The sequence below is a fragment of the Ruegeria sp. H4 genome (genome assembly GCF_056533065.1).
On the sequence record NZ_JBQFOC010000001.1, the window covers coordinates 1,952,803 to 1,979,183 of the forward strand.

Below are 26,381 nucleotides of genomic sequence, written 5' to 3' on the forward strand. Positions count from 1 at the left end.
GAACAAGTAACAGTTTGGAATCGCCAAAATTTGAAATTTAATGAGTGATGAAAGGTATTTGACCTGAGACGAGTGCCAAGGTTGTTTTGCACCATGTTAAGTTCAGGTGCCCGGGGCAACACCCGGAAGGAACATCCATCAAGACCATGATCCGTTTTGACGCCAAATCCCTGATCGGGCGGCTTGCAAAGAACATGTCCTGGTTGTTCTTGTCCCAGATACTCATCGCGGTGTTTGGGCTGCTGACTCTGATCATCACCGCGCGTGCGGTCGGCCCTGCTGCAGTGGGGATTTTGGCTTTGGTTGATGCTTATGTGCAGGTTCTTGACCGGCTGTGTCGGCTGGAACCGTGGCAGGCCGTGATCAAGTACGGCAGCGACGCGCTGACCGAGGAGGATACAAACCGCTTTGCGCATCTGATCAAACTGTCGGTTGTCATAGATATTCTGGGAGGCCTTCTGGCAGGCGCAATCGCCATCTTGCTAGCGCCGTTTCTCGCCCCGCTGATCGGCCTGCCCGAAGACGGCGGTTCAACCTATATCGTTCTTGTAGCCTTGGGATTGTTCCTGTCGCTGCGGCCCACCGGTATTGCAGTGTTGCGCGTTCATGACCGGTTTGATCTGCTAGCTGTGTCAGACATGGTGGTCGCCGGTTTGCGCCTTGTGGGCACGATCATTGTGTTCCTGCTGGATCTGGGACTTTGGGCGTTTCTGGCTCTGATGCTGATGCATCAGGTTTTGACTGGCCTTGTTGCCTTCTGCCTTGCGCTGCGCGAACTGAAACGGCGGGGGGTACACAGCTTTATGCGGTTGAGCCTCAGAACTGCGCTAAAGCAGAACCCCCGGTTCCTGCGGTTTTTGTGGAATTCGAACTTCAACGTGGTGCTGCGGCAATCAACCCAACGGCTTGACGTGCTTGTCGTGGGGGCGCTGCTGGATGTTACCTCGGTTGGTTTCTATCAAGTAGGCAAACGTATCATGACGAATATCGTGCGTATCGGCGGCCCGATCCGACAGGTCCTGTACCCTGAGATGACGCGGCTATGGTCCGCGGAGGAGTTCACCAAGTTCTGGAAACTTGTGCGCTATGTCTCGCTGGTGATGTTGAGCGTGTCGCTGGTGATTTCGATCCCGCTGGCATGGAAAATGTCTGATCTCGCGGTCTTGCTGTTCGGGGCCGAATTTGCGGGCGCTGCTCCGGTTATGACAATTCTGATGTTTGCGGCGGTGATCTATCTGGGCGGGTTGTCGTTAAATCCAACCATGCTGAGCATGGGGCTAGATCGGGCTTTGGTGCGGACAACAATGGTGGCGACCGGCATATTTGCGCTGTCGTTCATACCGTTGCTTTATGTCTTGGGGATCGAGGGTGTTGCCCTGTCCCATGTGGTTTTCAACATCGTCTGGACGACGGGATGCATCTTTGCCATCCGGTCACATCTGGCGCGGCAATAGGGGATCGCCAACATACTAAGAAACCACGTTTGAAAACCCCGCATTTACCAGTGATTTAAGATTAACGAGAAGACAAATGCCCAAACGAATCCTGTTTCCTTTTGAAGGGGACACCGTCATCGGTGGAAGCCATGTCTCGGCCATGAAGCTGGCCGCAGGCTTGGACCGATCAAAATACGAACCTTATATTATTGTGCACTATCAGGATGGTCTGGCGGGGGAGTACGCCAAATCACTGGGACTGGACTATGAGGTACTTAAACAGCCTGCTCTAATGTCACCCGGGCAGATCAAATATGACGGGGATTGCGGGCCCGTGAAGTATTTGATGTCCAGCGTCCCGGGGTTCATCTCGGTTCTGAAGCGGATCAAACCGGATATCGTCCATACGAACGAAGGTCGGATGCATTCAAACTGGGCGCTGCCGACGAAACTGTCCGGTCGTAAGCATATCTGGCATCACCGGCAGGACCCGACCGCTTTTGGGATCAACAAGCTGGCCCCGGTCCTGTCGGACCATATCATCAGCGTTTCTCATTTTTCGAAACCCAGCAAGCCGGTACGGTCGGTGGATAAGAAGTTCACCGTGATCCGCAGCCCGTTCGATTTTAATCCCAACCCGCCCGATCCCGCGCAAGCACGGCAGGACGTGTTGGCCGAACTGAACCTCCCGTCCGAGGCGCTATTGCTGGGGTATTTCGGAAATTACGTTCCGCGCAAACGCCCTGATCATTTTGTCAAAGCGGTCGCTGCAATTCAAAAGGCCATGCCCGATGTGCCGGTGCACGGCCTGCTGTTTGGCAGCGTCGGCGAGCGGGGCGGTGAACTGGAGAAAACCTGTAAAGACCTGGCATCCGAGGCTTGGATGGATAGCCAGATTCACTTCATGGGCTTCCGCCAGCCGATCGACGGTTACATGGCCGCGATGGACGCCAATCTGGTCACCGCATTGGATGAACCCTTTGGACGCACATTGATTGAAACCATGTATCTAGGCACCCCTGTGGTGGCCACGCGGCACGGCGGCAACGTCGAGGCGATTGTGGAGGGCGAGAACGGGTTTCTTGTTGATCCCTTCGACGCCGAGGCGTTTGTCGAACCTGTTAAACAGATGCACAGTGACACAGCGTTTAAGGAGCGGATCATCGACGCCGGTCAGCGCTATGCCAGAGAGAATTTCGGGATGGCCATTCACATTGACGGGGTGTGCAAGATCTATAACCAGCTTCTGGGCTGAACCTGCACTGCACCCAAAGTCACTCTTTGGGTGCGTTTGTCTGAGTGACACCCGGGAACTGCAGATAGGACAGGCGCCGAATCTCGCGCCGTCCGCGCGCCAAGGAATCCAGGATCAAGGCGCAGACAACCGACAACATAGCAGCCACAAACCCTGCAACCGCCACAATCAGAGATGGGAACCTGCTGACGATCCCGGTTTGCAGGAACTCGTTCAAGACCGATAGGAACACTGACAACGATGGAAGAAAGAAGATCAGAGCCAGCGACATGAAGAAGACCATAGGTTTTTCTTCTTTGATCAACAGACTGATCATCTTGAGAATGCGCCAGCCATCCTTGAAAGTCGAAAGCTTCGAGGTTGATTCCGGCAGGCGCGAGAAATAGCTCGTTTGAACTTCGCCGATGGGCATGCGCATCTGCATGGCATGGACCGTCAGTTCCGTTTCGATCTCAAATCCGTTCGATAGGGCGGGGAAGCTTTTCACAAAGCGACGGCTGAACACGCGATAGCCCGACAGCAAATCGTTGATCTTGTCGCTGAAGAAGAACTTGACCAAGCCAGTAAACAGCGCGTTGCCGAACTTGTGTCCCCGCCGATAGGCCTCGGTCTCTTTGTTCACACGTGCGCCGTTCACCATATCCAGGTTCTGCGACACAAGCAGCTGAACAAGCTGGGGCGCGGCGGCGCTGTCATAGGTCGCATCCCCATCCGCCATCACATAAACATCAGCCTCGACATCCGCGAACATCCGGCGGACGACATTGCCTTTGCCTTGCAGATTTTCGGTGCGAACCACGGCACCCGCCTCGCCCGCGACCTGCGAGGTGTTGTCGGTCGAGTTATTGTCAAAAACATAGATGGTCGCGCCGGGCAGCGCTGCCCGAAACTGCGCGATGGTTTCGCCAATGGCAACTGCCTCGTTATAGCAGGGCAGGATCACCGCAATCTCAAGCTCTTGCAGCCAGAGCGCTTCGCCGGTGCCAACTTCATGTTCGGCTTTCGTCATAAGCATGACGCGCCCCTCAGCTTAGTTAAGTTGAGGAAGTGTAACCGCAGGGCAGGCCGGTCGGCACGTCGTTAATTGCCCAACGTGTTCAAAAGAGTTCCATCTGTTGTACGGATGACCTCGGTCAGGTTCAGTTCTTGCGTTAACTCGTCCTGAGTGGGCAGGTAGAACCGCCATGTCACATCATCGAAATAGGCAACGACAGCTGTTCCATTTGCCAAACCTTCCCGCATTTCACCTAGCGTTTTGGCATAGGGCCGCTCGGGGATTTCGAACCCCGTGCGTCGGTTGAATTTCATTGGTAACCAGGTGGTTTTGTACCCTGTGACCAGATGAACCACGTCCGGGGCATTGGAATACACAAATGTTTCGGGGTCCAGTTTGCTAATCTCAGCCGCCAGCGGCGATTGATACCATTTTGGACCTGCGAAAAAGATGCCCTCTTCCCGAAACTCGGTAATCAGATTTCCGGTTCTGGCTATATTTGAGATCAGAACCAACGCGCCGAGCCCTAACAGGGCCAGCCCGGTCCAGCGCTGCAAGCCGTCGCCCGCCACAAAGTGTGCGCAGTAGTGGGATCCCATGATAATCAGCAGCACATAGACCGGCGCAAAATACGAGGGTTTCAAAGGTAGATTTGGCTCGATCAGGATCGACAACAGCAGCAGCGCGAAATGACCAAATATATAGACAGTCGCCAACAGCGGGAACGTGGCAAACCGGTCATCCGCATCCGGCGCGCGCCTGACCACACGGGTCATGGTTTCGTGCCAGACAATCCAGATCAGCAGACCGATCAGAACCAGGCTGACAGCGATCTTCAGGATATCGGGCACCACATTCGGGAAGAACGACACCCAGATCGAGTTTGCGCCCTGTATCAGAATGGCCCATGTTGCGTTGCCCAGAAACGCAAACTCTCGCCCAAGTCCCGATCCACCGGCTGCGGCTTCGATGTATGACCACAGCATCAGCGGGGCGATCACCGCGGCCAGAAAGGCTCCGGCATGCAGCAAGCGGGTTTTTATACCCTGTGGTCCCAGAAAAAGGGGTGTCAAAACCCCCACGACCCAAATAGGCGCGCCATTGAAACGGGTCAGGAACACCAGAACCGACACAAGCCCGGCCAGTATTAGAAACCGCACAGCACCCGTGCCAACATAGACGCTCAGCAGTGCCAGTGTCAGCAGCATCAGAAAGATGAACATCCCTTCGGACAGGACGGTCACATGTAGTTCAAACACCAAAGGAGACGTTACGATCAAAAGCGCCGCAAAACCGGCGATCAGACGGGATGTTCCCAGCCCGCGCGCCAGTGCAAACGTCATCAAGGCGTTCAGGCATAGGAAAGACAGGTTGACCACGGTGGCCGCAGTCAGCGGGCCCATTCCAAGGCTTTCGACGATATCGATTGCCCAGATGTATCCTGGCGAATGCCCCTGAAAATAGAATGGAAAGCCAAGGTATGAGGCCGAATCCGGACGGACTCCGATACCCCACGGGGTCGCGGCAAAGAACAATACCACCGCAAGCAGCACTATCACTGCGCACCACATGAGATCGGGTTTTTCTACATGAATAGTATCGGCCGTTCTCATTGCCGGCCTCCCTTGATACGTGCTGAACACAGACTCATTACTCTTCATCACAATACTCGGAATTGAACTGTTTGTCCGGATGCCCGAACTTAGATACCTTCAACCGTCGATAATCTCGTAAAACGTGTTTCCTGCTACAAAACCATCCAGCCCGACCTGCCGCGCATAATGCGCCAGATCGCTGGAGGTGTTGATAAACCCGGAGTTTCGGAAGTTCAGTGAAGTATTGCACAGAACTCCGGTGCCCGAGATCGATTTGAACTCGGCCAGCAGGTCATAGAAAAACGCGTTCTGGTCACGCCGAACGGTCTGCACGCGGGCCGAGCCGTCCACATGTGTTACAGCTGCCAAATTCGGATCGGTCACCTGATGAAAGCTAAGCATATAGGGCGAAGGGCCTTTCATCGCGAAATGCAGCGCGGCGTCTTCTTCCAGGCAAGACGGGGCAACGGGGCTGTTTTCTGCGCGTCCCTTGATCCGGTTCAGCCTGGCGCGAGTCTCTGCGTTGAACGGGGCAGCGAGTATCGACCGATTGCCCAACGCGCGTGGGCCGATTTCACAATTGCCGCGCGTCCATCCAATGATTTTTCCGTCGTAAAGCGCTTGCGCGACGGTCTTCAGGTTGAGTTCCGAGGCCTTTAGCCCCTCCAACTCAACCTTGTCGTCAGTGAAAGACTGACCAGCATAGACCGACCAATCCAGTTTGGCTTGCCCCGTATAGTGCCGCATTGCATCGACAGCCGTACCAATTGCACAGCCGGAATCCCCTGTGGTGGGCGGCACAAACACCTCCCGGAACAAGCCGCTGTTCTCCCATTGTGCGTTCCAATTTCCGTTCAGGCCGCAGCCGCCGGCGATCAATAGTGGCAAACCCTCTTTCAGGTTCTCTTCCGCGAACTGATGAAAACGCGAGAATATGGCGTCTGACAATTTGGTTGCCAGATTCTTGAGCCGCTGGCTGTCGGTGCCAATATTAAAAAACGGCGAGTTTACGAATGAGCTTTTGCGCAACGGGTGCGTGGTTAGGTCGACTGACAGGATCTGATCGATCAACGCCTGTTCATCTTCGTCCACCGGACCAGCCGCGCCAAAGGCGCAAGCGGCCATCAGGCGACCTGGGTCCGACGGGCGCATCTCACCGCCCGAAATCGGAAACTCGGGATCGGCGAGAGCATAGAGGAACGCGAACCGGCTGCCTGGTGCGGTCATCACTTGGCCCCGATGATGAATGTTCAGATTGCGGTCGATTTCATAGAAATCGCCTAAGGCGCCTTCCCACAAAAGCACGTAGCAGGGCTCACCCTGTGCAAAGGGTGACAGCGCATAGCTGCACCAGATATGAGCCCGTTCATGCGTGGATGAGTAGTAGTCGACCGTTTTACCAAAGAAGGTACGTTTGCCCACGCTTTCCGAGCCCTGGCCTATGCCGAAGTACCCCGCACCAGAGGTGGTGACATGATCCATTCCGCTGCTGGACCAGCCACTGAGAGCCAAAATCTCTGGCAGATCCTTGAACCACAGCCCCGCATCAATGAACGTATCCGGGGTCACCGGCGTGTATCGGGGAAAGCTGTTCTTTTCGGCCTCATACGAGAACAACAGGCTTTTGTTCGTACAATCGATTCCCGCCACGGTGCCGTCATGGCCAGATTTGAACGACAGAATCTTCATCCCTTGCACCTCGTAAATCGGGTCGGTATCTCATTCATCAGGATGCGCCGCCTTTACAGGCAGTATTCGGGCTATCCCCGTCATAACAGTTTGTTCTTGCTGCGCTCTTGCCATGATCCCGCAAAATCGAACGGGCTGAAACATTGGCGAGATTGGAACATACGCAAACCTGAAAATCGAAAACCAAACCAAATGCCAAACTCAACGGCTGCAACCTAACAGACCGAACAGGGGTGTTGTAAACACTCTTTTCCGAGGGCGTGGTGTTTGATCCTGTGAGGGTGGAAATCGTAAACGGATTCGACAAAACCAGGGGATTGTTCGCAGTTCAAAACCAGTCAGCGCAAAGAGACATCTGCAGCGGATTGCACAATACCTCAGACAAATACGTTGATTTTCAGACCGTTCAGCCAGTTTACGTAGACTTGCGTAATTTCTGTGGCGCTTGTGTGATCTACATCCTTGCACAGCGAATACGAAGGCCGTTACGGTGTGCGCGTTGACGGCAGTTTATTTGGCCAAGGGTGTTTTAGGTTATGTCAGTAATTTTGGGTTTGGCAACGATGAACAACAGCGCAGCGGCGTTGTTTGTAGACGGAAAACTGGTTGCCGCAGTTGAAGAAGAGCGTCTGACTCGGGTCAAGAACGACGGTGCTTTTCCCCATCATGCAATCTCGGAAGTGCTTCGGATCGGCGGTTTGAAATTCGCAGATATCGACGAGGTCGCCGTGTATTGGCAGCCCTGGCGCATGGCCGGGCGCGGAATGGGCACGGTGCGCAAGATTTTGCAAAGCCCATCGGCGGCCAAAGGCGTGACAACGCGAATCGGCGCGTTGTTCTCGTCAGGCAGTGGCGGAGAAACGCCGCAGGACAGCGGCTGGATGGACCTGTTCAAAATCCGCAAGATTCTGACCTCGGAACACGGGCCTTGCGATTTCAAATTGCATTACATTAATCACCACCTGACCCATCAGTTGTACGCCGAAGCGATGCGTGATTGGGACAGTTTTGTATCGTTGTCTTATGACGGCGGTGGCGAAGAAAGCTCGACCATTGTCACTACGATGCGCCATGGCAAGCGTGAGCAGATCGCCGATCACCGCTGGCCAAATTCTCTTGGTCACTTCTATTCCGCTTTCACCGGCTTTCTGGGCTTTAAGATGCTGGAAGGCGAATACAAGATGATGGGGCTGGCCCCCTATGGCAAACCCATCTATCGAGACGCGATCTTGAAAGAGATCCTGCTGTTGGAAGACAACGGCGGCTACCGGGTGAACACAACGCTGTGCGACTATCACTCGGCGCTGCGCGGTGTGTTCCACCCCCGTTTGGAAGAACTGTTCGGCAAGGCGCGCGAGCCCGGAACTGTGCCAAATGAGCGTCATATCGATCTGGCCGCTTCGGTTCAGGCAGCATTTGAAGACGCGCTGCACCACGTGCTAGAGCCGGTCCGCAAAGCCAATCCCGACCTGCGCAAACTGGTTATCTCCGGCGGCTGTGCGCTGAACGTGACGGCAAATGGCACATTGATTTCGAAAGGGACGTTTGACGAGATCATCATCCCACCCGCACCGCATGATGCGGGTTGTGCCGTTGGCGCGGCACTGGCTTGTATCCCGCATGATCAGGTCGACATGGCGTCAGTCCGCAATCCCTATCTGGGTGCCGAATGGGATGAAGCGTCGATTACCATGGCGCTTAACGACTATTGCGCGCAGCCTCAAACCGCGCTGCCGCAGGATGAGTTGATCGAACAGGTCTCGAAACTGCTTGCCGATGGCAAGATCATCGCCTGGTTCCAGGGGCGGGCCGAGTTTGGGCCACGAGCTTTGGGCACGCGGTCGTTTTTGGCGGATCCTCGGCAGGACAGTATCCGTGATGATATCAACGCCAAGATCAAAAAGCGTGAGCATTTCCGCCCCTTCGCACCCAGCGTCGCGGAAGAGGCTGCCGCGGACTTTTTTGAGATCGACCAAACCAGCCCTTACATGAACATCGTGGCCCGCGTGCGCGATGACCGGGCAAAAGACATCCCGGCCATCACCCATACGGATCAGACAGCGCGCGTGCATTCGGTTTCGCCAACGGCCAACCCGATCTACCACGCTTTGCTGACGAAGTTCGGTGAAAAGACCGGGGTGCCGGTTCTGCTGAACACTTCGTTCAACATTCAGGAACCGATTGTCTATTCGCCACTCAATGCCTGCGCGACCTTCGCGGCCTCGGGTGTAGATGCGCTGGTCATCGGGGATTTCGTTGTGCTGCGTGAGGCGTTGAAAGAGGAAAGCCCTAGCAAAGCAGTGGCGTGACCACGTGTATCTGAGCATTGATTTCGAGGATTTCGCCCACGACCTGAAGCGCGATCTTGGTATCTGGGAAACCGGTCCATTGCGCGCAGAGGCCCTGTGGCAGAGCTATGAACTGATTGATGGCTTTTTACAGGAAAACGGTGGCCTCGACGGAAGCAAGGCTACCTTCTTCTGTACAGGCGTGATCGCGGAGCGCGCCCCGGACCTGATTGCACATATTGCAGGGCAGGGGCATGAAATCGCCTGCCACTATCACTATCATGACAGTATGAACCGGCAGTCGGTGCAAACCGTCGACGCCATGCTGGCGCGTGCGAAAGATCAATTACAAACGGTGGCGAATACTCCTGTTAAAGGTTTTCGCGCACCGAAGTTTCATGTGAATCGCGAAACGCCCGAGCAATACCAGTTAATCCAACAGTATTTCGACTATGACAGTTCGTCTTTCTTTGGGTCCCCGGATCAATGTCGGGACTTTGCGGATAAGATGCGACTGTCAACGCTGCATGTGTTGCCGCTGTTTTCCTCGCAATACAGGGGAAGGGGGCCGCAGATACGTCTGGGCGGAACTTACCTGAAACTCGCACCAGATAATGTGGCCAGGGATCTGATTGAACAGGCTAAATCCAACGGGTTGGCCCCACATATCTATCTGCATCCGTATGAGATATCAGGCCATCAGGCGTTTCGCGTATCACGACAGGAACTGGCCGCCTTGGGGGCGAAAACTGCTGCCTATTGGGGACTTCGGCAAAATCAGTGGCTGCGGTTGGGTGGCAAGCGGTTGTTGCGCAAGATTGCCCGGCTGTTGCCTCCCGAAGGGCTATCCGGTCGATTGGATCAACTGATCCCTCAATAAAAAAGGGCCGATCAAAGGATCGGCCCAGTTTGTTCGGATGAACCGAGGGTTAGTTCGAAGCTGAATTCAGCTTCTCGTTCTGCTCGCGCAGAGAATCCGAAATAATCGCATACCATTCGCCGGACTGACGCATTTCGTTCAGACCTTTGTTCATCATCGCGATGTATTCACGGGCAAACGGGTTGCTGCGATGCGCCAGGAAGGCCATAGACGACAGTGTCGAAACGAACGGGTTTTCGACAATGTCATTCGAGCCAAGACCCATGTCGTTCATGGTAGATGCGAACAGGTCGACCTCAAACGCGGCCACATCTGCGGAACCGGTCAAGACCGCATCCAGACACTCACGCGCCGAATTGGGATGGACCAAAGTCAAGTTGTCGCTGTTCAGACCAACTTCTTCCAGAACGACCATGCTCCAGCCCGCCATACGGCAGAGCGTTGCGCCCTCTAGATCTTTGAAATCCGTCGCACTTGCATATTCGCTATCAGGCAGGGTGAAGAAACCGCCAACGATGTCATATACCGGAACCGATGCGACAAACTGCGTGCAGCGGGCCTCGGTGGCCGCCGACCATTCATAGGTGCGGTTGGTACAGTCGGGTACGGTCCAGGCAATAGAAATGTCAAACGCGCCAAGAGGCAACAGTGTGTCCAGGTGCGAGGACCAATCATCTACGAAGCTGACCGAATATTCACGGCTGTTCCCTGCACGCTGCAGGCTGGTGGTGGCCAGACGGGTCATGATGCCGCCGCCGCTCAGGTTTTCAGTGGTGAACGGCTCCCAGCCGTTACCCGCGACCATCTTGATCGGTGGGGCATAGACATTCGAGCGTTTTACGCTGGCAGCACGCTGTTCTTCTGCTGCGATGATGTCCTGCGCGGACTGGCCGTTCGGCAGGCTACCATCTTCACAAGGCAGGGCCAGAACAATGCCGGGCTCAAGATCGTTTGGGTTGCTGATGATGTTGCGGTTCGCGTTGAAGATTGGCTGGTAGTTTGACGTGCCATATGCCGCGATCGCGATGGTCGCCATCGTGTCGCCATCCGAAACGGTATAGTTCGTACAGGCCTGCTGCGCGGCTGCTGCACCAGCGCTTAGTGCAGTGACGGCAGTGGCCGACATCACCACTTTCTTAATATTGAGTTCAAACATGTCCACTTCCTCCAGACTTGTAGGTTTCTTAGGCCGTGCTGGGCCTTATCCATTTTCCATTTGATGTCGCAGAGCGGTCGACACGATATCGCGCCACTCTCCGGATTGCTGCATGATTGCCAGTCCCTGATTTAGCGTCTCAAGGATCGCTTCCCCATCAGGGTTATCTTTATGGGTCATGACGTTAAGCGACTTTACCGCCGCTAGGTTGGGGTTCTCGATAATGCGGTGCTGGTAGCCTAGACGCGAGATCGCCTCGACCGCGAGATGGGCCTCGATGGCAACGATATCGGCGCGGCCTTCGATCACGGCGTGAAAGCAATCATCGGGGTCGACCGGGCGCAACAGGGTGACAACCGGCTCGTATAGGCTGACGGCATCCATATGCGATAGCGACCAGCCTTCGGGGCGGCAAATCGTTGTCCCGGCGAAATCCGCATAGCTCAGTGTTTGTTCATAGCCCGAGCCTTCGCGTGCGAAGAATGAATCCACAACTTCATAAAACGGGTTCGAGAAGTTGTAGGTTTCGCACCGGTTCCGATCGCTTTCAGACAAGGCTTCTGCCTGTTCGCAATTTGGGCGCGACCATGGGAACGTGCCATCAAACGCCAGCGTCGGCATCAAAAGGTCCAGATGAGAGGACCAGTCGTTCACGAACTGGATTTTGTAACCCTGTTCAGGTGCGGCGCGCAGCATCGCGGTTTCTACCAGGTGGGTGTACAGCCCGCGGTTCGGCAGCGATTCATCAGTGAAGGGCATGAAACCACCGCCCGTGATCAGCAGAAGCTGCCGGTCGCGGATCTCGGGCCGTTCACCGGTTTGTGCCTGACGGATCAACGCCGCACCTTCGGCGCGCGCCGCTTCGATCTCATCTTTGGCCGCAGCCTTTGCGGCAATCACTGCATCTTCACTGGCTTTTTGGGCTTCGGCTTCAGCGGCGGCCACCCGTGCCTCGGCTTCTGCAATCGCTTTTGCGGCACGTTCCTCCGCCGCTTTTACAAGCTCAGCCGCCATTTCAGTCGCCAGACGCCCTTCTTCGGTGTCCACAAGGACTGAGGTGCGGCCGATATCTTCAAGGCAGGGCATTGTCAGCACATCACCAACACGGATGATGTTGGGGTTGGATCCGATTACATCACGGTTGGCATCATAGATGACGCGGAAATCCTCGGTTGAATAGACCTGAATAGACAACTCACGCAGGCTGTCGCCGCGCTGGATTTCATAGGTTGAACACGCTTCTTGCGCCCAGGCCGCGCCGGTGGCAGCGGCAAGTGCAAGGCTTGATATTATAAGGTGCTTTCTCATGATCTGGTTGCTTTGCCTGTTATGATTTGTTTGGTTTCGCGACCGCGATTGTCAGGTTGTCCTGATCGGGTTTTGCCTTGGCCAAAACGGCCTGCAGCAAGGCATCGGCGATCTCCTGCGCCAATGCGTTCTGGTGTTCAGCCAGCACATCCTGGATTTCGCTGTCTGAAAGGGTCTGCAACCCATCGCTGCCGAGGACAACGATGTCAGCCGCGGATAGGTTCAGCGGCTCTTCGGGGCAATCGACCTTTGGGATTGCACCGCCCATAACAACCGATGTCAGCTGATTTCGATCCGGATGCGCACGGGCCTGTTCTTCGGTCAGGGTCCCCTGCGCAACTTGTGCGTCAATCGCAGGTGCCATCGAATGATCTTCGTTCATCTGTGATAGCGCGCCGTCCCGGAACAGATAGAACGGGCTGTCACCGATCGAAATCCAGTAGACGCGATGGCCCAGCAAAAGCACACCCAGTAGCGTTGAGCCCATGTTAAAGCCCAAGCCCTGTTCTTCGTTGTGGCTGGCAATGGATGCATTGGCCTGCATCGCAGCAAGCGGCAGCGCATCAACAAGTGAGCGTTCTGACAGCGTTTCGACATCCAGCTCATCATCCAGCGCATCGCGCCAGGCATTGATCACCAGCTCCGAGGCAACCTCACCCGCCTCGTGACCGCCCATGCCATCGGCGACTGCAATATAGCCCGCATCGACTGCATCGAAGGTCCGCGCGGCGACGGCATCTTCCTGCGAGTCGCGCTGACCCTGATTCAGGATCAGGGCAATGTCATATGCCGGAGTCGCCAACATCAGTTACGAATCCCGCCAGTCAAAGCCGTCATCACAGAAGGACATGAAGCGGATCGAGGTTTCGCTGATACGGATCAGATCACCGTTGGTCAGGGCGATGGTGCTAAGCACGGGTTTGCCGTTCAAACGCACCAGGTTCGCCTTGCCACCGTGACCCAGATAGCATTTGCGATCCTCCGGGTCATAGGCGATCACCGCGTGGTTTTCGCGAGAGATGCCAGTGTCGCCGAAATCTAACTGGATCGCCTGATCGTCGTTCCGGCCGATTTGCATCAGGCCTTCGGTCAGAGTTATGCTGGCCCCGCGACCAGGTCCGGCAGTGACGACCAACCAGCCAACCGGGAAGGTTTCCTGCGCGGTTTCCGTCTTGGTGACGGGATCGGCAGATTCCATCATGTCCTGAACATGGGTATCTGCGCGCTCGAAACCCAGGAAGGTTGTTTTCACACGCGCTCGGCGATCCGTGGCAGGCGCAGCAGCGGGTGTCTGTGCAGACCCTGCAACCTCTTCTGCTGGCGCCGTGTCTTCGATTGGCGCTGCTGGAGCCGGTTCTTCGACCTCTGCGGTGGGTGCTTCGGGCGTCTCATCGACCACGCCCACACTGTCCTCGGTGCCAAGGCGTATTGTTACAACCGGATCGCCTTCGGCAGGGGCTTCTGGGGACACCTCGTCGTTCTGCGTGCCACTATGATGGTCTTCTTGAAGCGGTTGCTCGACAGGTTCTTCGACCACGTCTTCAGGCGTTCCAACTGCAGCCTCTTCGGCGAAGTCCGGCATCTTTTCTTCCGGCATCAATTCATCCGAATCCTCGTAGGTTTCGGATGTCGCGTTGCCGCCAGCCAAAGCTTGGCGCAGTGCGTTGAAATCGGCGATGGGTTCCGCAGTCTCCTCGGCAGGTGCAACGCTTTCGGCAGCGTCTTTTTCTTCTGTTTTGCCCGCGCCTTCTAGAAGCCGGCTCAGAGGGCTTTTGTATTTGAACATGGCGTCGACACCTTCATTTGAACGGCACACAACTTATGCGCCTTGGGACCACAACTTACCTCTGCGCGGTGGGCACATCGGCACTTATCATTTTGGAAAACCACTGGAACTTGTAACTCTCTGCGACGGTCCGGCCCCCGTCAGAATGGACTTTCTCAAATGCCATCCTCAGCAAACACAACACTGGCAGATCACTTGGGAACCGGTCTGATCACTCCTGTTCAAGCTGCATCGTTGCAGCTGTTTCAACCCCGCCGCGCAACACAGTGAAGCGCGCTATGGGTTTGTTTTCGGACACAAGCGTAGCAAGCGTTTCATCCAAGCTTTCTGCGGTATTCAGATTTGCTTCGGTCTGGGCTTCGCTCAGCAACACATCTCCGTCGCGTAGATCGCCCGCCGAATCTGAGGGCACGTTGGATACAACGGTTTGCCATCCGTCCGCTCCATCGCTACGCACAGTGAATTCATACCCATTCTGCAGCCCGAGGGCACGGATTGCGGGCAGAGCCATCAAGCCATTCTGGACACGGGTTTCACCCCGCAGGCGATACCGTGCTGCGACGCGGATGTATCCGTCGGGATCAACATTGAAGCCGTCCAGAACCTGGCCCGCAAAAGATGCGTCAGAGCGGATTTGGTCACCGTTCAGTGTGAACATCGTTGCGCCACGCTGGATCCAGTCACCAATAACCGACATGTCCTGACCCGGATTTACGGCGGTTACAGCAAACGTGTCTCCGGTAACCGCACGACGGCGCGAAACCGAGAACGGGATGTCAACATCCCAATGCGCGAAGGCAACCTGATCCTCAGCAAGCACACCAGGAATCGTCGGCTCTGCCGAGGCTGAAACTTCGGCCGAAGCTTCAGGTTCAACGGTCGCCACCTCGGTGTCAGTCGCGTCAGCAGTGACTGTAACCTCTTCTGCCACGTCGGTATTCGGTTCTGCGGCGGCTGCTTCTGTGGCAGCCGGTCCCGCAGGAACGGAGGTTGCCTGCTCGACAGGCGCCTCTGAAGTCTCTTCCACTGATGGCTCAGCGGTGGTTTCCGGTGCAACAACGGCGGTCTCTTCCGCTTGCGTCTCGGGCTCTGCCACCGAGGCTGTTGCCGTCGTTTCGGCCGCTTTGTCGCCACCGGACATTACGAAGTAACCACCCGCGGCAATCGCCAGGGCCACAACTGCTACACCTGCAAGCAGTTTGCCGTTGCTGCCCGACCCGCTTTGCACAACGGTATCCACGGCGACCGGAGCGTCTTCCTTTGTAGTAAACTTGGCCAGTTCGTCTTCTTTTTTGTCTTCATTGCCAAGTGCGATGTCAGAGTTGCCAGCCAGCAGCGCGGTCACAACGGCTTCGGCGTTCTCGGTCTCTGCTTTGATCCGCTCTTTCTCTTCTTCTTTGTCCTTGCGATCCATGCCCACGATCACTGAAACTGGGCGATAGGCAAATGTGTCAAACATAACACCTGGGCCACGGAACATCCGCAACCAATCCAGGGCGGTTTGCAAGCGATCCGTTGCGTGGACTTCCATCGCCTTGTCGATCGCTTCCAAAAAGCCTTCGGGATAACCTTCGAAGCGACCGGTCAGTGGTTCATAGGGGTCGTCCTGACCATTGTTGAATGCGCTCAGCCGAGATTGACCGTCGACCGGGCGTTCCCCGCTGATCGCGTGGTAGAGCGTGGCAGCCAGAACGTAGAGGTCACTGCTTGGGTCTTGCTCGGCCCCGCGCACGTAGAATTCATGCGGTGAATACCCGTCTTTGATCACCCGCAGGGTCAACAGGGCTGCGGATTTGTTTGCCGCTTGTTCGCGGGCGGCGCCAAAGTCGATCAGGACCGGATCACCGTTTTCGTCGATCAGGATATTGTCGGGCGAAATATCCCGGTGCAGCATGCCGCTTTGGTGAATGAATGATACCGCCGACAGCATCTTTTCGGTCACCTGAACGATGAAGTCAGGGCCGCTTTCGGTGTCGGGATTTTCTACATAGTCCAGCAGGTCGCATCCACGGATAAGATCCATTGCGATGTAGGCTGTATCGTTGTCCTCGAAGACCTGATGCACATCGACAATGTTGGGGTGCACAAGGCGGGCATGGTTGCGGGCTTCCTGAATGAACAGGTCAATAATAGCGCGCAGGTCTTCTTTGAGTGCGGGATCGTTTGGCTCAACCAGGTCACCGTTGCGGCGGCACAAGGCGCCCGGGAAGCACTCCTTGATCACCACATCCCGTTCAAGGCTATCCCGCGCAAGGTAGGTAATGCCAAACCCACCATTGCTGAGAAAGCGAAGGATTTCGTACTGTCCGCGCAACAGCTTTGCGCCGGGTTCCAATCCTTCGATATGTGGTTCGTCGTGCGATGCACCGACTGCCTGGTTGTGGCTCATTTCAATCCGCCCGTTCTACACATTTTTGCGGTAAAACAACCGGGCAAAGCGCCCGAAACTGACAACCCAAAACAACCGCAGGTCACTTGAGAACGGTTAGACGTTTCAAATTAGACTTTATTGGGGCCGCCCGATGGCTTCACTATGGATCGTTTCGGACGTTTATCAACATATTGATTACTAGGATATCAGAGATCAACATATTGATTTTTAAGATCGTCAATCCAAAGCTTCTTACCCGGATTGGAGCGTTCTGGTCGACGATTCCGAAACTGTTAAGAATCGGATTTGGGCGACAACGAATCGCTGCGATGCAGCTCAATCTTCGCGGGAGTCGTTTAGGTGCCGGTTTTTGTCTGCGCCGTGACTACAGTGCTACCTGCCCAGGCCAGGTTGTCGCTCAACTGAGCCAGGATGCTGATAGCATCTTTCAGCGGTGCGTCGCCGCTTTCGAATTGCAGCAACAACAGAAGGTCTGTGGCTTTCTCGAATTCAGCCGGAATCCAGTCGGCCTCGGGGTCGATTTCGCCGCCCTGTTCCAGACGCTCGGCAAAATCCTCGACAATTTCCTGGCAGCTTTGCAGGAACGTCGCTGGTTCCATATCCGCGTTTTCTCGCAGATCCTCATAGATACTCGCGATTGCGGCAAGCCAGTCTTCGAGGATGGGATTGTTCAACGGGGGTAGAACCGCGCCCAAAGTCGATTGCATATCCGCGTTTTCTGTTCCGGATGCTTTCGGTTCAGACCCTTTCAGAGCTTCAAGGAAAGGCAGAAACTCTTGTTCGATATCCTTTCGCGCGGCGTCCAGATCACTTTGACGGCGGCTTGACGCAACTTTCAGCACGTGTTCAGCTAGCGTTTGGCCACCACAGGTTTCCCACAGAGCAAAGTCCGGCTCGGGCTCTTGCGCCATCGCGCGAACAGCCACGGGTGTGCCAATCGGGACAACAGCACGGAACATCCCGTCTTTTTCTTTTTTCAAACGTGCCAGAACGCGGTCGATTGCCTCTTCAACAGGCGGCAAATCTGCATGGGTCACCGCAAGCAGGCTATTCTGGCGCAGCTCAGCGGGTACCTGCGCCCACAAATGGCGTTCTGTTTCGCGCCAGGCGTTTGTGCCGTTGGTGCACCAGATCGCACAATCCACGAATTTGAGCAGGTCCAGGGTCTGCTTATATGTATCGTCTAGCGCCCCCGATCCGGGCAGATCGAACAGCGAGATTTCTTTGAGCGCTGGGGTGTTCAATCCAACCGAGATGAAATCGGGCTCATCAGCGGCTGCTTTTTCCAGTGCGATACCCGAGTAGGTCTTGGGCTCTTTGTTCCACCAGCCCACTGTGGTTTCGGGCGTTTCGGCATAAGCAACTATCACCAAAGGCAATTTTAGATGTTGTGGGCCAGTGGGCAGGATGTCTGCACCAGCCAGCATATTGGCAAGGCTAGATTTGCCCGCGCCAAATTCCCCTGCGAAACCGATGTTCACCGCGTTCGAAAGACGTTCGGCATGGGCCAATGCGCGCGCGCGCAGATCCTCTAGCGCGGCGTCCGCCTCCATCTTCTCTGTCGCGGTCAGGAAGCGTTCGAGTTGACGCACTTCCTGCTCGGTCCCTGGAAATTCAATCATTCAGCAGCCTCTGCCAGTCTGTCTTCCTGATGTCCGGTGCCAAAGATAGCCCCAAGATCATCACTGATACGGCGTGCACGGTCGAGCGCGTCCTGTGCTATCGCCTTTGCGTTGGTATCATCTGTACCTGCGCGATGCTGCAGATGGCCTGCCAGCAAAGCCAGATAATGATCCAACACGGTGTTCAGCCGTTCCAGCAGATCGTCACGCGCAGTGTCGATCAGATCGTCACCCATCAGCTCGAATTCCTGCGTGATCATCCGTTCCGCGCGCGAGACAACGCTGTTGCGCGAGATCAGCCTCGACAACCAGTTTACACGCAGTTCGACCGTGATGCCACGGGTTAGCGCCGTGGTGTCCGGGCGGAACCAGCGCACGGCACTGGTGTTCATGCGATTATCCACCGGTTCCTGCCAGCCGGGTAGGGCCCGCAACGCTGCGTTGCTTTGCATGTCGATTGTGTAAAGCTCGCTCAGAACCCGTTGCCGCACCACTTGCGAGGCGCCTTGAACCAGTTCCCGCATGCGATCCCGCAGAGGCGTGAAGTTTAGTTCGGTATCCCCCTTGGCCAGCAAGGGAGACTTTCCTTCAGGACCGCGCACAACAGCCGAGACGGCCTCGGAAACGGTGTCATCCATCACCCCGCGTAGATTGGACAAAACCTCGTCCATTTCATGGGTAATAGTCTGTTTCTTCTCGGCAATCAGCGCACGCAGATCCTCAAGCGTCTTGTCGTTTTTCTCGACGCTGACAGCTGTTTCTTCTGCATCAGCCTCGAGGACTCGCAGATCAGCCTGCGACCGTTCCAGTTCAGCCTGGGCAAAGCTGTTCAGGTGCTGCCAAGCCATGCGCAATTGTTCGTCATGCGGCCCTTCGATCAGGGCCTGCGTCACATGACGGCGCAGGTCAGGCAAGCCTGAGGCGATCATGGCGGCGAACCGCAGCACAGCCTCGCGGCTGATAGGGCCGGGGCCCTGCTTGATTTCTTTCACACCGTCCAGATACTGCCGCATTTGTTCCGGATGCGCCCGCAGCCAGGACAACACATGGTCGTGATTCACACCTGTTTCATCGCCCGTCAGCGCATAATGTGCCCATTGCGCACTGCCCATTAGCACGTCGATATTCGAGTTGCCCAGGGCCTGTTCCAACCCATTCAGAACATCGGCGCGCACTTTTGTCGCGTCCTCTGCACCATCGCTGAGTTCGTCCACGCGGTTGATGAAAACCACGATCTGTCCAAGCTCGAGCGCTTGCATTAGTCGGAACAGTTTCAGGTCAGCACGAGAAAGCGCCTGATGCGCCGACAGAACCACCACAAAGAAATCGGATTCTTTCAGGTACTGGCGCGAGATTTCTTCGCGGATCAACAGAGGGTCGTTAACTCCCGGCGTGTCTGTCACCGTCAATGGGAACGGGAAATGGCCGATGTCAAAATAGACCTCAGCCTTGCGGGTGATGTCGCTGTAAAGCCCCCGGTCGCTGCCGGGGTCCAACGGGCCATCTTCGGTTGGGTCGTCGCCAGCACAGACGTAGCGGGCCAGATCGTCCGAATTCAGTTGTTCCAGATCGTGATGCTGCCCCAGCAATTGTTCATAGCTGTCGCCCAGACGCCGCTGCGCGCGCGTTTTCATCGCCTCGACCTGCTCTTCGATCATCTCGCGCTTATAGCTGTCCTCATCATCAGGGAACATATTGCGCAACTCTTCACCTTCGGCGATCAGCGACTGCCATTGGTGGTTGTCGAAGAAATGAAACTCTGCCCCTTCGGTCCGCCCTGAAGGATGCCCGAAATGCATGTCGGTGATCACCGTTGTCCACGGGTTCACATCGGATGGCAGGTATTCTGCCTGACCGGTGAAGCCATTGATAAGGCGGGATTTGCCGGCCTTGATCTGCCCGACAAAGGCAATGGATGGTTTCAGATTTGAAAGATCGCCGACAATGCGCGAGATGAACTGACGGGTTTCGTCATTGCTCGTCTCATTCATGTCCTCGGCTATGCGGATTAACTCACGACGATTGGACTCACTCATACTGGGTATCCTAACAACTCTCTACTCAAACAATTCGGTGGTTTAACAACATAGAAGGCAGTCATTCTTCTGCCTCCTGCAACGTGGTCCACAAGTTGACCACGGCCCCCAGTTTGCGCGCCTCGTGTACAGCGAAGGCGATGCTTTGGCCGTCATTTACAACGGCCAGTCCTGCGCCCTTTCCACCAGAAGGGCGCATTACGATCAGTTGGGGCAAGCCCAACCCTGTCTTTGTATCTTTGTACCAGCCAGCCAGATCAGCCGCAAAGCGAGTCAGCAAATCCTGATTGGGATGCAGTTTGGCATCTGGCGCGCACTCCTCAGCGGCCTGTGCCAGTGCCCCATCCTGTGCGGCGGCCAGAACGCGCCCCTGTGCAAAGCGATCTGCACCGTCAAAGAAAGCTTGTGCCAGCGAAGCATTGGCATCGGTTCTTGGCGCGATTTCAGGTGTTTCCGGCGCAGGCTCTTGTGGTTCCGGCACAACCGAAATTGTGGGTTCAGCGGTCAGTTCAATTGCGGCACATGCGGTTCTGATCTCACGCAGGGTGACACCCACGTCATCCGCTTCGAGCACGTTGTCGGGTTTCAGAGACAGCAATTCCAGCGGGGCAGGGGCAAGGGCGATATCAGAGACAAGCTGTGCCAGATTGTCGATCAATTCCTCACGCGGGGCAGTTTCGAAATCCGGGACGGCACCGGATACAACGCGGAACACATCCGTCACGCGTGAGCTGTTCACTTCAAGCGCCAGACAATCCCCATTGGCTGCGGTGAATTCCAGTCGGCGAGGCAATATCGTATTGCGAATCACACGCAGAACCTCGGTCCGACGCAGTTCGGGCGTGTCGCCTGCAATCACTACAACCGGAGACAACCGAGCGACAGACTTGCGCCCGATTTCATCAAGCATCTCGAGTATGTCTGTATCCATCATACCGTGACCCTCATTGCTCTGGTTCAGACCGCAGCCGTGATCGACGTAAGGCTGAGGTGTGACTTTGTGAGGGCAAGACCCACATTTGCGCTGTTGCGGCAGACATAGCAAACCACGTGATCGGGAAATTCACGCGTGCGCAGAAAGATGTTCATTCGGTCGTTCGAAAACACCGCGATCTCGCCGAACCCATCAGCGTCAGAATCTGCATCCGTTTCGCGCAACAACGCTTCAAAGGCGGAAACGCCGCGCCCCTGGAACAGGTTGGCCACCGCAATGGCCAGTTCATCCAGATCAATCGCGTCGTCTGACTCTTTGATGCCGGTTCCCAGCAACATCCCCGTTTCCATGTCGATATACCCGGCTGCAAGGCAGTCGGGTATTGTTTCAATAGCAGCGTTCAACGCATCATGTATCGACATGTAACTAACTGTTTTGCTTCGCTAATAGCCGGTTATCCGGATTTGGTTTCGATTACAAGACATGCCATTCCATCCCGCTGTTTTCGTTGGATTTAGGGATCGAACGCAACGCTTCGTTGGTCTGTTTTTCACTATGCTCGGAAGATATCTGATCGAATTCCTTGAGGAATGCATCGAACACTCTCATCAACTCGCGCGGGTCATCGGGCAGAACTTCGTTTTTGGTGACTTCAGTCCACATCGCCAAAGCGCTCAGCGATGTGCCAGGATGGCCTTCTGAAAGCGCGTCCAGCTCAACAACTTGCGGCTCGGCGGTTTCTTGAGGGGTAGTGGCAGAAGACAGTTCGACCAACCCGTTCGTTTCGGGCTCGGGTTCATACTCATCTGACGTTGCCTCGTGCTGCTCAGCCATCAACGCTGCAATGGAAGAGGTCGTTGCCTCGCTTACGTGACCTTCGGCTTCCAGAGGTTGTTCAACTTCAATTTCTTCAGACGTGTCTTGCGTCTCATGAAGCGAAGTGCTCAGCGATGTTAGCACATCGTCAGAATCAGGTTCGTCTGTTGGATCTGACGATCCAACCTCAGCATCAGAGACGATAAGGATGTTTTCGACTTCATCATCAGTGTCTTCATCATCCAGAAGGTCGTATTCGTCGATCTCAGATGTCCGATCCGAAACCGCATCAAATTCCATTGGATCTTTGGCGGTATCACGGAAATACGCGCGCAGTTCGTCCTCTTTTGTCTCTGCATCCTGGGGGCGTTCCTCAGATTCATGTGTCATCTCGGCCCGTAAGCGATCTGCTTCGGCAGAGTCGATACGGGGGCGCTCGTCCTCTTCAGCACGTCTTTCAACACGCGCTGGACGGACGGGGAAGCTGGTTACCACAGAGGTGTCGCCGTCCGATGCGTCCACAGGATTTACCAGTTTCAGAGGTGCCGGTGTCTCGGCATCTGGTCGGGTCGCCGTGGGGGACTCGGTGTTTCTTGAAGGCCGCAACGGCTGAACCTTAGGCCCGTTTGAAAGGCCTTTGTCGATCTGATACCGCGCAAGTTGATCTGCTCGTCGGTCCATGATGTTTTCAGTGATCTCCAGGAAGCTGTCGATCATCTTGCCGCCACCGCTGCGCGACCACATCTCGGCATCACCGGTCTTGTCGCGGGCCTCAATCGCATCACGGGCCGAAAACAAGATTGAGCGATTAAACAGATGACCGGCTTCGCGGTTCACGCGACGCAGCACTTTTTGCCGGTCTTTTTGACCCAGCGCATCAGCTCGGGTGACCAGCAGCAAAGAGTTGTGTTGCAGCCGTTCCGGCAAAGAGACCCAGGTTGCACGCTCGGTTTCACGCCAGGCTTGCGTGGCATGGGTGCACCACAAAACGCCATTGGCCTGACCAACTGCGCGTTGCCAGACATCGGTCGAAATTTTCGGATCGGAAATACCCGGTGTATCGATCAGATCGACCGCTTCTAGAATATCCGCTTCCAGAAAGATGCGAATGAACTGCGCATCATTCACACCTACTGTTTCAAGCTGATCCAATTCGATTAGATCTTTGCTGCCATCATGGCGCTTCACATAGGCTGACTGATTTCCCCAGCTGAACCAGACGGGTGGCAATTGCGTTGCTGTAACCTGCGTTGGCAGCGTATGGGTGCGCAGCAGAAAGTTCATCAGGGTGGATTTCCCGGCGCTGAATTCACCCATAAGGGCGAAAACGGGCTTCCGGCGTGACCATTGCTCGATACGCTCCCATGCCTTGGGGGAAACGAAACGGTTCTGTGTGTCTTTTGCCATTTTTCTTCTCACGCCGCTTCGTTGCTAAGGTTTTTCAGGATGTCGCCCAGAATCTCATCGCGCGACTTCTGCAACTGCAGATTCGCCGCCAGAGCGGGGGCCTGTTTGTTGCCATTCTCCGCTGAGGCCGAAATATTCAGCAGCGTCTCTTTCTGCTCGCGCATGAAATCGGTCAGCCCGGCTCGGACGTTTTCCAGAACCGCTGCGACCTGATTTTCCTCGATATCCTTGGTGATCGAATTCGCTTCGGATGCGATCAATCTTGTGTAATCCGCCGCATAGGCTTCGAAGCCTTTGCGCTTTTGCCACCACCTGCGCCACCATGTGCTTTGTAGGTCCAGCGCAATGGTGCGCCCGATCCCCAAGGGCGGCGGGACACGCGGAACGATGGGGGCTTCGATGCTGAATTCGCCAAGATGGTTACCTAACAGCTTGTGATAGAGCGCTTCCACGTCAGCTGCAGCAGTGGTATAGAGCGCGCCCGCCTCTTTCTTCATCGACCGGGCAAAGCTGAAATAGGCTGCCTTTTGGAGGGTTCGCAAACCCGCCGGATCATAGTGCCAAGTGCCCTCTTCGCCATTCTCCTCGAGATGAGCAATCAACGAGTCGGTGGCGCGTTTGACAAAGTTTGCCTCGGCTGAATTCAAACGCTCGATTACCTTGTCGCGCAGAGCAGCGGTCAGTTCGGCGGCCTTCTTCTCGTATTCGTCTGAAACAGTCGAAATCGCTTCTTCCGGCGACGCGCCACCTAGATCTCGGACAACGCCTTCGTTGCCGGATAGGGTTTTGGCAACGGCCGTTGCGCGAATTTGGCTAGCAATATTGCGTGCACGGTGGCGGACGCGATCTAATAAACGTGCGCCTGCGCCATCTGCTATCCGTTCGTTCATCGCCAGCAGCAAATCAGGAAGCCCGGACAGCGCCCAGATTTTGTCCAAAGAGGCGGCCTGATCGCCAAAGCCCGCCGCCAGATAGAAGGTGTTCAAAACCTTGCGGGATTCATCGGTCAGGATGTCTGGATTGCCTGTCAGAGCGGCCTCGGCCCAGAGTGCGCTGCCAAACACGATGCTCGTATTAGCATCGATATTGTTCTGCTTCAGAGTTTCTTGGATGCGATCGCGTATTTCTGGGACCTGATTGACCGGATCAGCCAGTTCATCAATCCGGTTCACGAACAAAACGATCTGCCGGTTTTCGAACTGCGCAATGATCCGCATCAGCGCCATATCCATCGTGGTCAATGCTTGGCTTGCCGCCAGAACCACCACACAGACCTCGGACCCGCGCAGACTGCGCAGGGTGATCTGCTCACGCACCATGAAGGTATCGTTTACACCAGGTGTGTCACACAGCTTCAGCGAGATCGGATATTGCGGAATATCCATGAATAGTTCCGCGGATTTCGTCACATCTGCAAAACGGCCGGTTTTTGGGTCGATATCCGGGTCGTCTTCGTCGCCCAGACAGACATAGCGCTGAATCAGCTCTTCATCGAAATAGTCATATTGGTGGCTTTGTCCCAGGATCAGATCGAAATGCTTGCCCAGCCGCTCCTCTGATTTGGCTTTCATTTCTGCGACCTGACGGCGGATGTCTTCCATCTCATCATCCGCGCCGGCGCGATTGGCCAACTCACCAAGACGTCCACCGCCAACCATCAGGTTGTCCCATTCTTCTTGCTCGAAGAAGGTGAACTTGGACCGCGTATCGCCCGGTGTCCGGGTGTTGATGTTCAGCGTGGTCACAACCGAAGTCCATGGGTTCACATCCGAGGGCAACAGGGCAGGGCGAGCGGCTAGGATATTCACAAGCGAGGATTTGCCCGCTTTGACCTGCCCAACCATGGTGATGCTTGCAGAAAAGTTCTCGATCCGCGTTTTCAGCGTCGCAAGCCGGGCCGTTGACCGCGCATCGGCCACTTCTGTCAATTGGTCGATCTGAGTCGTTAATGACGACATTGCCGACGTCATCGGGGCAAGCGCCTCGTTTCCGACAGACAAAAGGTGGTCGTTGCGCGCCATGTGTTAGCCTCCGGTGCCAGTCGCAGCGATTTGCTGGGCCTGCGAAACGCAGCCTGCGGGCATGTTGGTCAGGGTGTCGATACGGGCGATCAGATCCAGAGCATTACCCAGAATTTCTGCCTCGTCCCGAGGAGAGATGGTTTCATATGCGTGGGAATCAGCCAGCACCTCAATTGCGCTGAAGCGATCCCCATTTTCGAGGCAGGCCAAACGCCGACCTGTTGGAAACCCGTCCGATTTAGCTGCTGGCAGGGGCATACGTGCGTTTGCCAGCAGGTAATGTTCACCCGAGTGGGTGCGAAGAGAGATACCAAAGCCTGTATCAGGATAGTCCCGGTTCAAAGACTTCAGCTCACCTATGAAGCTTTCGCGAGCGAAGAAGACAGCCTCTTGCTCGGCAGCGGCGGAGTTGTTCATGCTGGTCACATCAAAGACCCTTGTTACTGGAGTTGAGCGGAAGACTCGTACAGGTGCCAAAACGGCGAAAAAGGACTCATTAACTCCTATGACCAAGAAGCCCGGCCAAGGCGGTGTTATTTTGACGCGAATAAGATATTTTGGTGCTTGAATTGTGGCGTAAATATGAAGTGGCGTGCATAGGAATGCCTCAACCTTGAGGTGTATGATTAACAGGTGCGCAGTGTTTTTGGGTTTGAAGATTGAGCGAGTGTCGCATTGAGCGCATTTCACAGACTGTCTGTTGCGGTTTTTGAGATCGCGTTAACACTTTGTATTTGCCATATTATTTCCGGTACCGCTGGTGCTG

19 protein-coding genes are annotated in these 26,381 nt (G+C 55.5%); 4 read left to right on the forward strand and 15 right to left on the reverse strand.

What is annotated here, in order from left to right; all coding sequences use genetic code 11:
* Positions 1-146 precede the first annotated feature (146 nt).
* Together ACR0KG_RS09665 and ACR0KG_RS09670 are read left to right on the forward strand one after the other, a co-directional pair.
* Entirely contained in the window at positions 147-1,454 is a 1,308-nt protein-coding gene (locus tag ACR0KG_RS09665) for a lipopolysaccharide biosynthesis protein (protein WP_480544064.1), read from the forward strand.
* A 76-nt stretch (positions 1,455-1,530) separates the two neighbouring features.
* On the forward strand, positions 1,531-2,691 hold the full coding sequence (locus ACR0KG_RS09670) for a glycosyltransferase family 4 protein (RefSeq protein WP_480827135.1): 1,161 nt from the start codon (positions 1,531-1,533) through the stop codon (positions 2,689-2,691).
* Between the two features lie 19 nt (positions 2,692-2,710).
* On the opposite strand, the gene ACR0KG_RS09675 is transcribed toward ACR0KG_RS09670, so the two are convergent.
* The 3 genes from ACR0KG_RS09675 to ACR0KG_RS09685 form a co-directional block, all read right to left on the reverse strand.
* Entirely contained in the window at positions 2,711-3,706 is a 996-nt protein-coding gene (locus ACR0KG_RS09675; RefSeq protein WP_480547967.1) for a glycosyltransferase family 2 protein, read from the reverse strand.
* 65 nt (positions 3,707-3,771) lie between these two features.
* Positions 3,772-5,298, reverse strand: coding sequence for a hypothetical protein (locus ACR0KG_RS09680; RefSeq protein ID WP_480827136.1), 1,527 nt, complete (start codon positions 5,296-5,298; stop codon positions 3,772-3,774).
* A 99-nt stretch (positions 5,299-5,397) separates the two neighbouring features.
* On the reverse strand, positions 5,398-6,969 hold the full coding sequence (locus ACR0KG_RS09685) for a carbamoyltransferase C-terminal domain-containing protein (RefSeq protein WP_480827137.1): 1,572 nt from the start codon (positions 6,967-6,969) through the stop codon (positions 5,398-5,400).
* A gap of 536 nt (positions 6,970-7,505) precedes the next feature.
* Between ACR0KG_RS09685 and ACR0KG_RS09690 the strand changes: the two genes are divergently transcribed.
* Positions 7,506-9,278: a carbamoyltransferase family protein gene (locus tag ACR0KG_RS09690; RefSeq protein WP_480547964.1), complete on the forward strand. Its 1,773-nt coding sequence runs from the start codon at positions 7,506-7,508 to the stop codon at positions 9,276-9,278.
* A gap of 4 nt (positions 9,279-9,282) precedes the next feature.
* Positions 9,283-10,137, forward strand: coding sequence for a polysaccharide deacetylase family protein (locus tag ACR0KG_RS09695; RefSeq protein ID WP_480547963.1), 855 nt, complete (start codon positions 9,283-9,285; stop codon positions 10,135-10,137).
* 49 nt (positions 10,138-10,186) lie between these two features.
* Here the strand turns inward: ACR0KG_RS09695 and ACR0KG_RS09700 are convergent, their stop codons facing one another.
* From ACR0KG_RS09700 to ACR0KG_RS09755, 12 genes are all read right to left on the reverse strand, one after another.
* Positions 10,187-11,293 (reverse strand): peptidoglycan-binding protein LysM, encoded by a 1,107-nt coding sequence (locus ACR0KG_RS09700; protein ID WP_480544071.1) that lies wholly within the window; start codon positions 11,291-11,293, stop codon positions 10,187-10,189.
* 45 nt (positions 11,294-11,338) lie between these two features.
* Complete coding sequence (locus ACR0KG_RS09705) at positions 11,339-12,601, reverse strand: substrate-binding periplasmic protein (protein WP_480547962.1); 1,263 nt, start codon at positions 12,599-12,601, stop codon at positions 11,339-11,341.
* 19 nt (positions 12,602-12,620) lie between these two features.
* Positions 12,621-13,406: a PP2C family protein-serine/threonine phosphatase gene (locus tag ACR0KG_RS09710; RefSeq protein WP_480547961.1), complete on the reverse strand. Its 786-nt coding sequence runs from the start codon at positions 13,404-13,406 to the stop codon at positions 12,621-12,623.
* A gap of 3 nt (positions 13,407-13,409) precedes the next feature.
* The gene (locus ACR0KG_RS09715; protein WP_480827138.1) at positions 13,410-14,387 is read right to left on the reverse strand and encodes an FHA domain-containing protein; all 978 of its coding nucleotides are present in this window, start codon (positions 14,385-14,387) and stop codon (positions 13,410-13,412) included.
* Between the two features lie 211 nt (positions 14,388-14,598).
* Positions 14,599-16,776: a serine/threonine-protein kinase gene (locus ACR0KG_RS09720; protein WP_480547959.1), complete on the reverse strand. Its 2,178-nt coding sequence runs from the start codon at positions 16,774-16,776 to the stop codon at positions 14,599-14,601.
* Positions 16,777-17,114: 338 nt separating this feature from the next.
* A complete protein-coding gene (locus tag ACR0KG_RS09725; RefSeq protein ID WP_480547958.1) occupies positions 17,115-18,401 on the reverse strand; it encodes a dynamin family protein in 1,287 nt (428 codons plus the stop codon).
* Complete coding sequence (locus ACR0KG_RS09730) at positions 18,398-20,437, reverse strand: dynamin family protein (RefSeq protein WP_480827139.1); 2,040 nt, start codon at positions 20,435-20,437, stop codon at positions 18,398-18,400. The genes ACR0KG_RS09725 and ACR0KG_RS09730 overlap by 4 nt, the downstream gene beginning before the upstream one ends.
* 61 nt (positions 20,438-20,498) lie before the next feature.
* On the reverse strand, positions 20,499-21,371 hold the full coding sequence (locus tag ACR0KG_RS09735; protein ID WP_480827140.1) for a hypothetical protein: 873 nt from the start codon (positions 21,369-21,371) through the stop codon (positions 20,499-20,501).
* Positions 21,372-21,394: 23 nt separating this feature from the next.
* The gene (locus ACR0KG_RS09740) at positions 21,395-21,793 is read right to left on the reverse strand and encodes an NUDIX hydrolase (protein ID WP_480547955.1); all 399 of its coding nucleotides are present in this window, start codon (positions 21,791-21,793) and stop codon (positions 21,395-21,397) included.
* A gap of 52 nt (positions 21,794-21,845) precedes the next feature.
* A complete protein-coding gene (locus ACR0KG_RS09745; protein ID WP_480827141.1) occupies positions 21,846-23,594 on the reverse strand; it encodes a dynamin family protein in 1,749 nt (582 codons plus the stop codon).
* 8 nt (positions 23,595-23,602) lie between these two features.
* Positions 23,603-25,615 carry a dynamin family protein gene (locus ACR0KG_RS09750; RefSeq protein WP_480544082.1) on the reverse strand — a complete coding sequence of 671 codons (2,013 nt, stop codon included), beginning with the start codon at positions 25,613-25,615 and terminating at the stop codon, positions 23,603-23,605.
* 3 nt (positions 25,616-25,618) lie between these two features.
* Positions 25,619-26,032 (reverse strand): hypothetical protein, encoded by a 414-nt coding sequence (locus tag ACR0KG_RS09755; RefSeq protein ID WP_480544083.1) that lies wholly within the window; start codon positions 26,030-26,032, stop codon positions 25,619-25,621.
* Positions 26,033-26,381: the final 349 nt, after the last annotated feature.

Coding starts and splice junctions, on each gene's coding strand:
- ACR0KG_RS09675 (WP_480547967.1), bottom strand. CDS start 3,706: ATGCTTATGACGAAAGCCGAACATGAAGTTGGCACCGGCGAAGCGCTC.
- ACR0KG_RS09670 (WP_480827135.1), top strand. CDS start 1,531: ATGCCCAAACGAATCCTGTTTCCTTTTGAAGGGGACACCGTCATCGGT.
- ACR0KG_RS09685 (WP_480827137.1), bottom strand. CDS start 6,969: ATGAAGATTCTGTCGTTCAAATCTGGCCATGACGGCACCGTGGCGGGA.
- ACR0KG_RS09745 (WP_480827141.1), bottom strand. CDS start 23,594: ATGGCAAAAGACACACAGAACCGTTTCGTTTCCCCCAAGGCATGGGAG.
- ACR0KG_RS09755 (WP_480544083.1), bottom strand. CDS start 26,032: ATGAACAACTCCGCCGCTGCCGAGCAAGAGGCTGTCTTCTTCGCTCGC.
- ACR0KG_RS09690 (WP_480547964.1), top strand. CDS start 7,506: ATGTCAGTAATTTTGGGTTTGGCAACGATGAACAACAGCGCAGCGGCG.
- ACR0KG_RS09735 (WP_480827140.1), bottom strand. CDS start 21,371: ATGATGGATACAGACATACTCGAGATGCTTGATGAAATCGGGCGCAAG.
- ACR0KG_RS09725 (WP_480547958.1), bottom strand. CDS start 18,401: ATGATTGAATTTCCAGGGACCGAGCAGGAAGTGCGTCAACTCGAACGC.
- ACR0KG_RS09740 (WP_480547955.1), bottom strand. CDS start 21,793: ATGTCGATACATGATGCGTTGAACGCTGCTATTGAAACAATACCCGAC.
- ACR0KG_RS09750 (WP_480544082.1), bottom strand. CDS start 25,615: ATGGCGCGCAACGACCACCTTTTGTCTGTCGGAAACGAGGCGCTTGCC.
- ACR0KG_RS09730 (WP_480827139.1), bottom strand. CDS start 20,437: ATGAGTGAGTCCAATCGTCGTGAGTTAATCCGCATAGCCGAGGACATG.
- ACR0KG_RS09710 (WP_480547961.1), bottom strand. CDS start 13,406: ATGTTGGCGACTCCGGCATATGACATTGCCCTGATCCTGAATCAGGGT.
- ACR0KG_RS09720 (WP_480547959.1), bottom strand. CDS start 16,776: ATGAGCCACAACCAGGCAGTCGGTGCATCGCACGACGAACCACATATC.
- ACR0KG_RS09665 (WP_480544064.1), top strand. CDS start 147: ATGATCCGTTTTGACGCCAAATCCCTGATCGGGCGGCTTGCAAAGAAC.
- ACR0KG_RS09705 (WP_480547962.1), bottom strand. CDS start 12,601: ATGAGAAAGCACCTTATAATATCAAGCCTTGCACTTGCCGCTGCCACC.
- ACR0KG_RS09700 (WP_480544071.1), bottom strand. CDS start 11,293: ATGTTTGAACTCAATATTAAGAAAGTGGTGATGTCGGCCACTGCCGTC.
- ACR0KG_RS09680 (WP_480827136.1), bottom strand. CDS start 5,298: ATGAGAACGGCCGATACTATTCATGTAGAAAAACCCGATCTCATGTGG.
- ACR0KG_RS09715 (WP_480827138.1), bottom strand. CDS start 14,387: ATGTTCAAATACAAAAGCCCTCTGAGCCGGCTTCTAGAAGGCGCGGGC.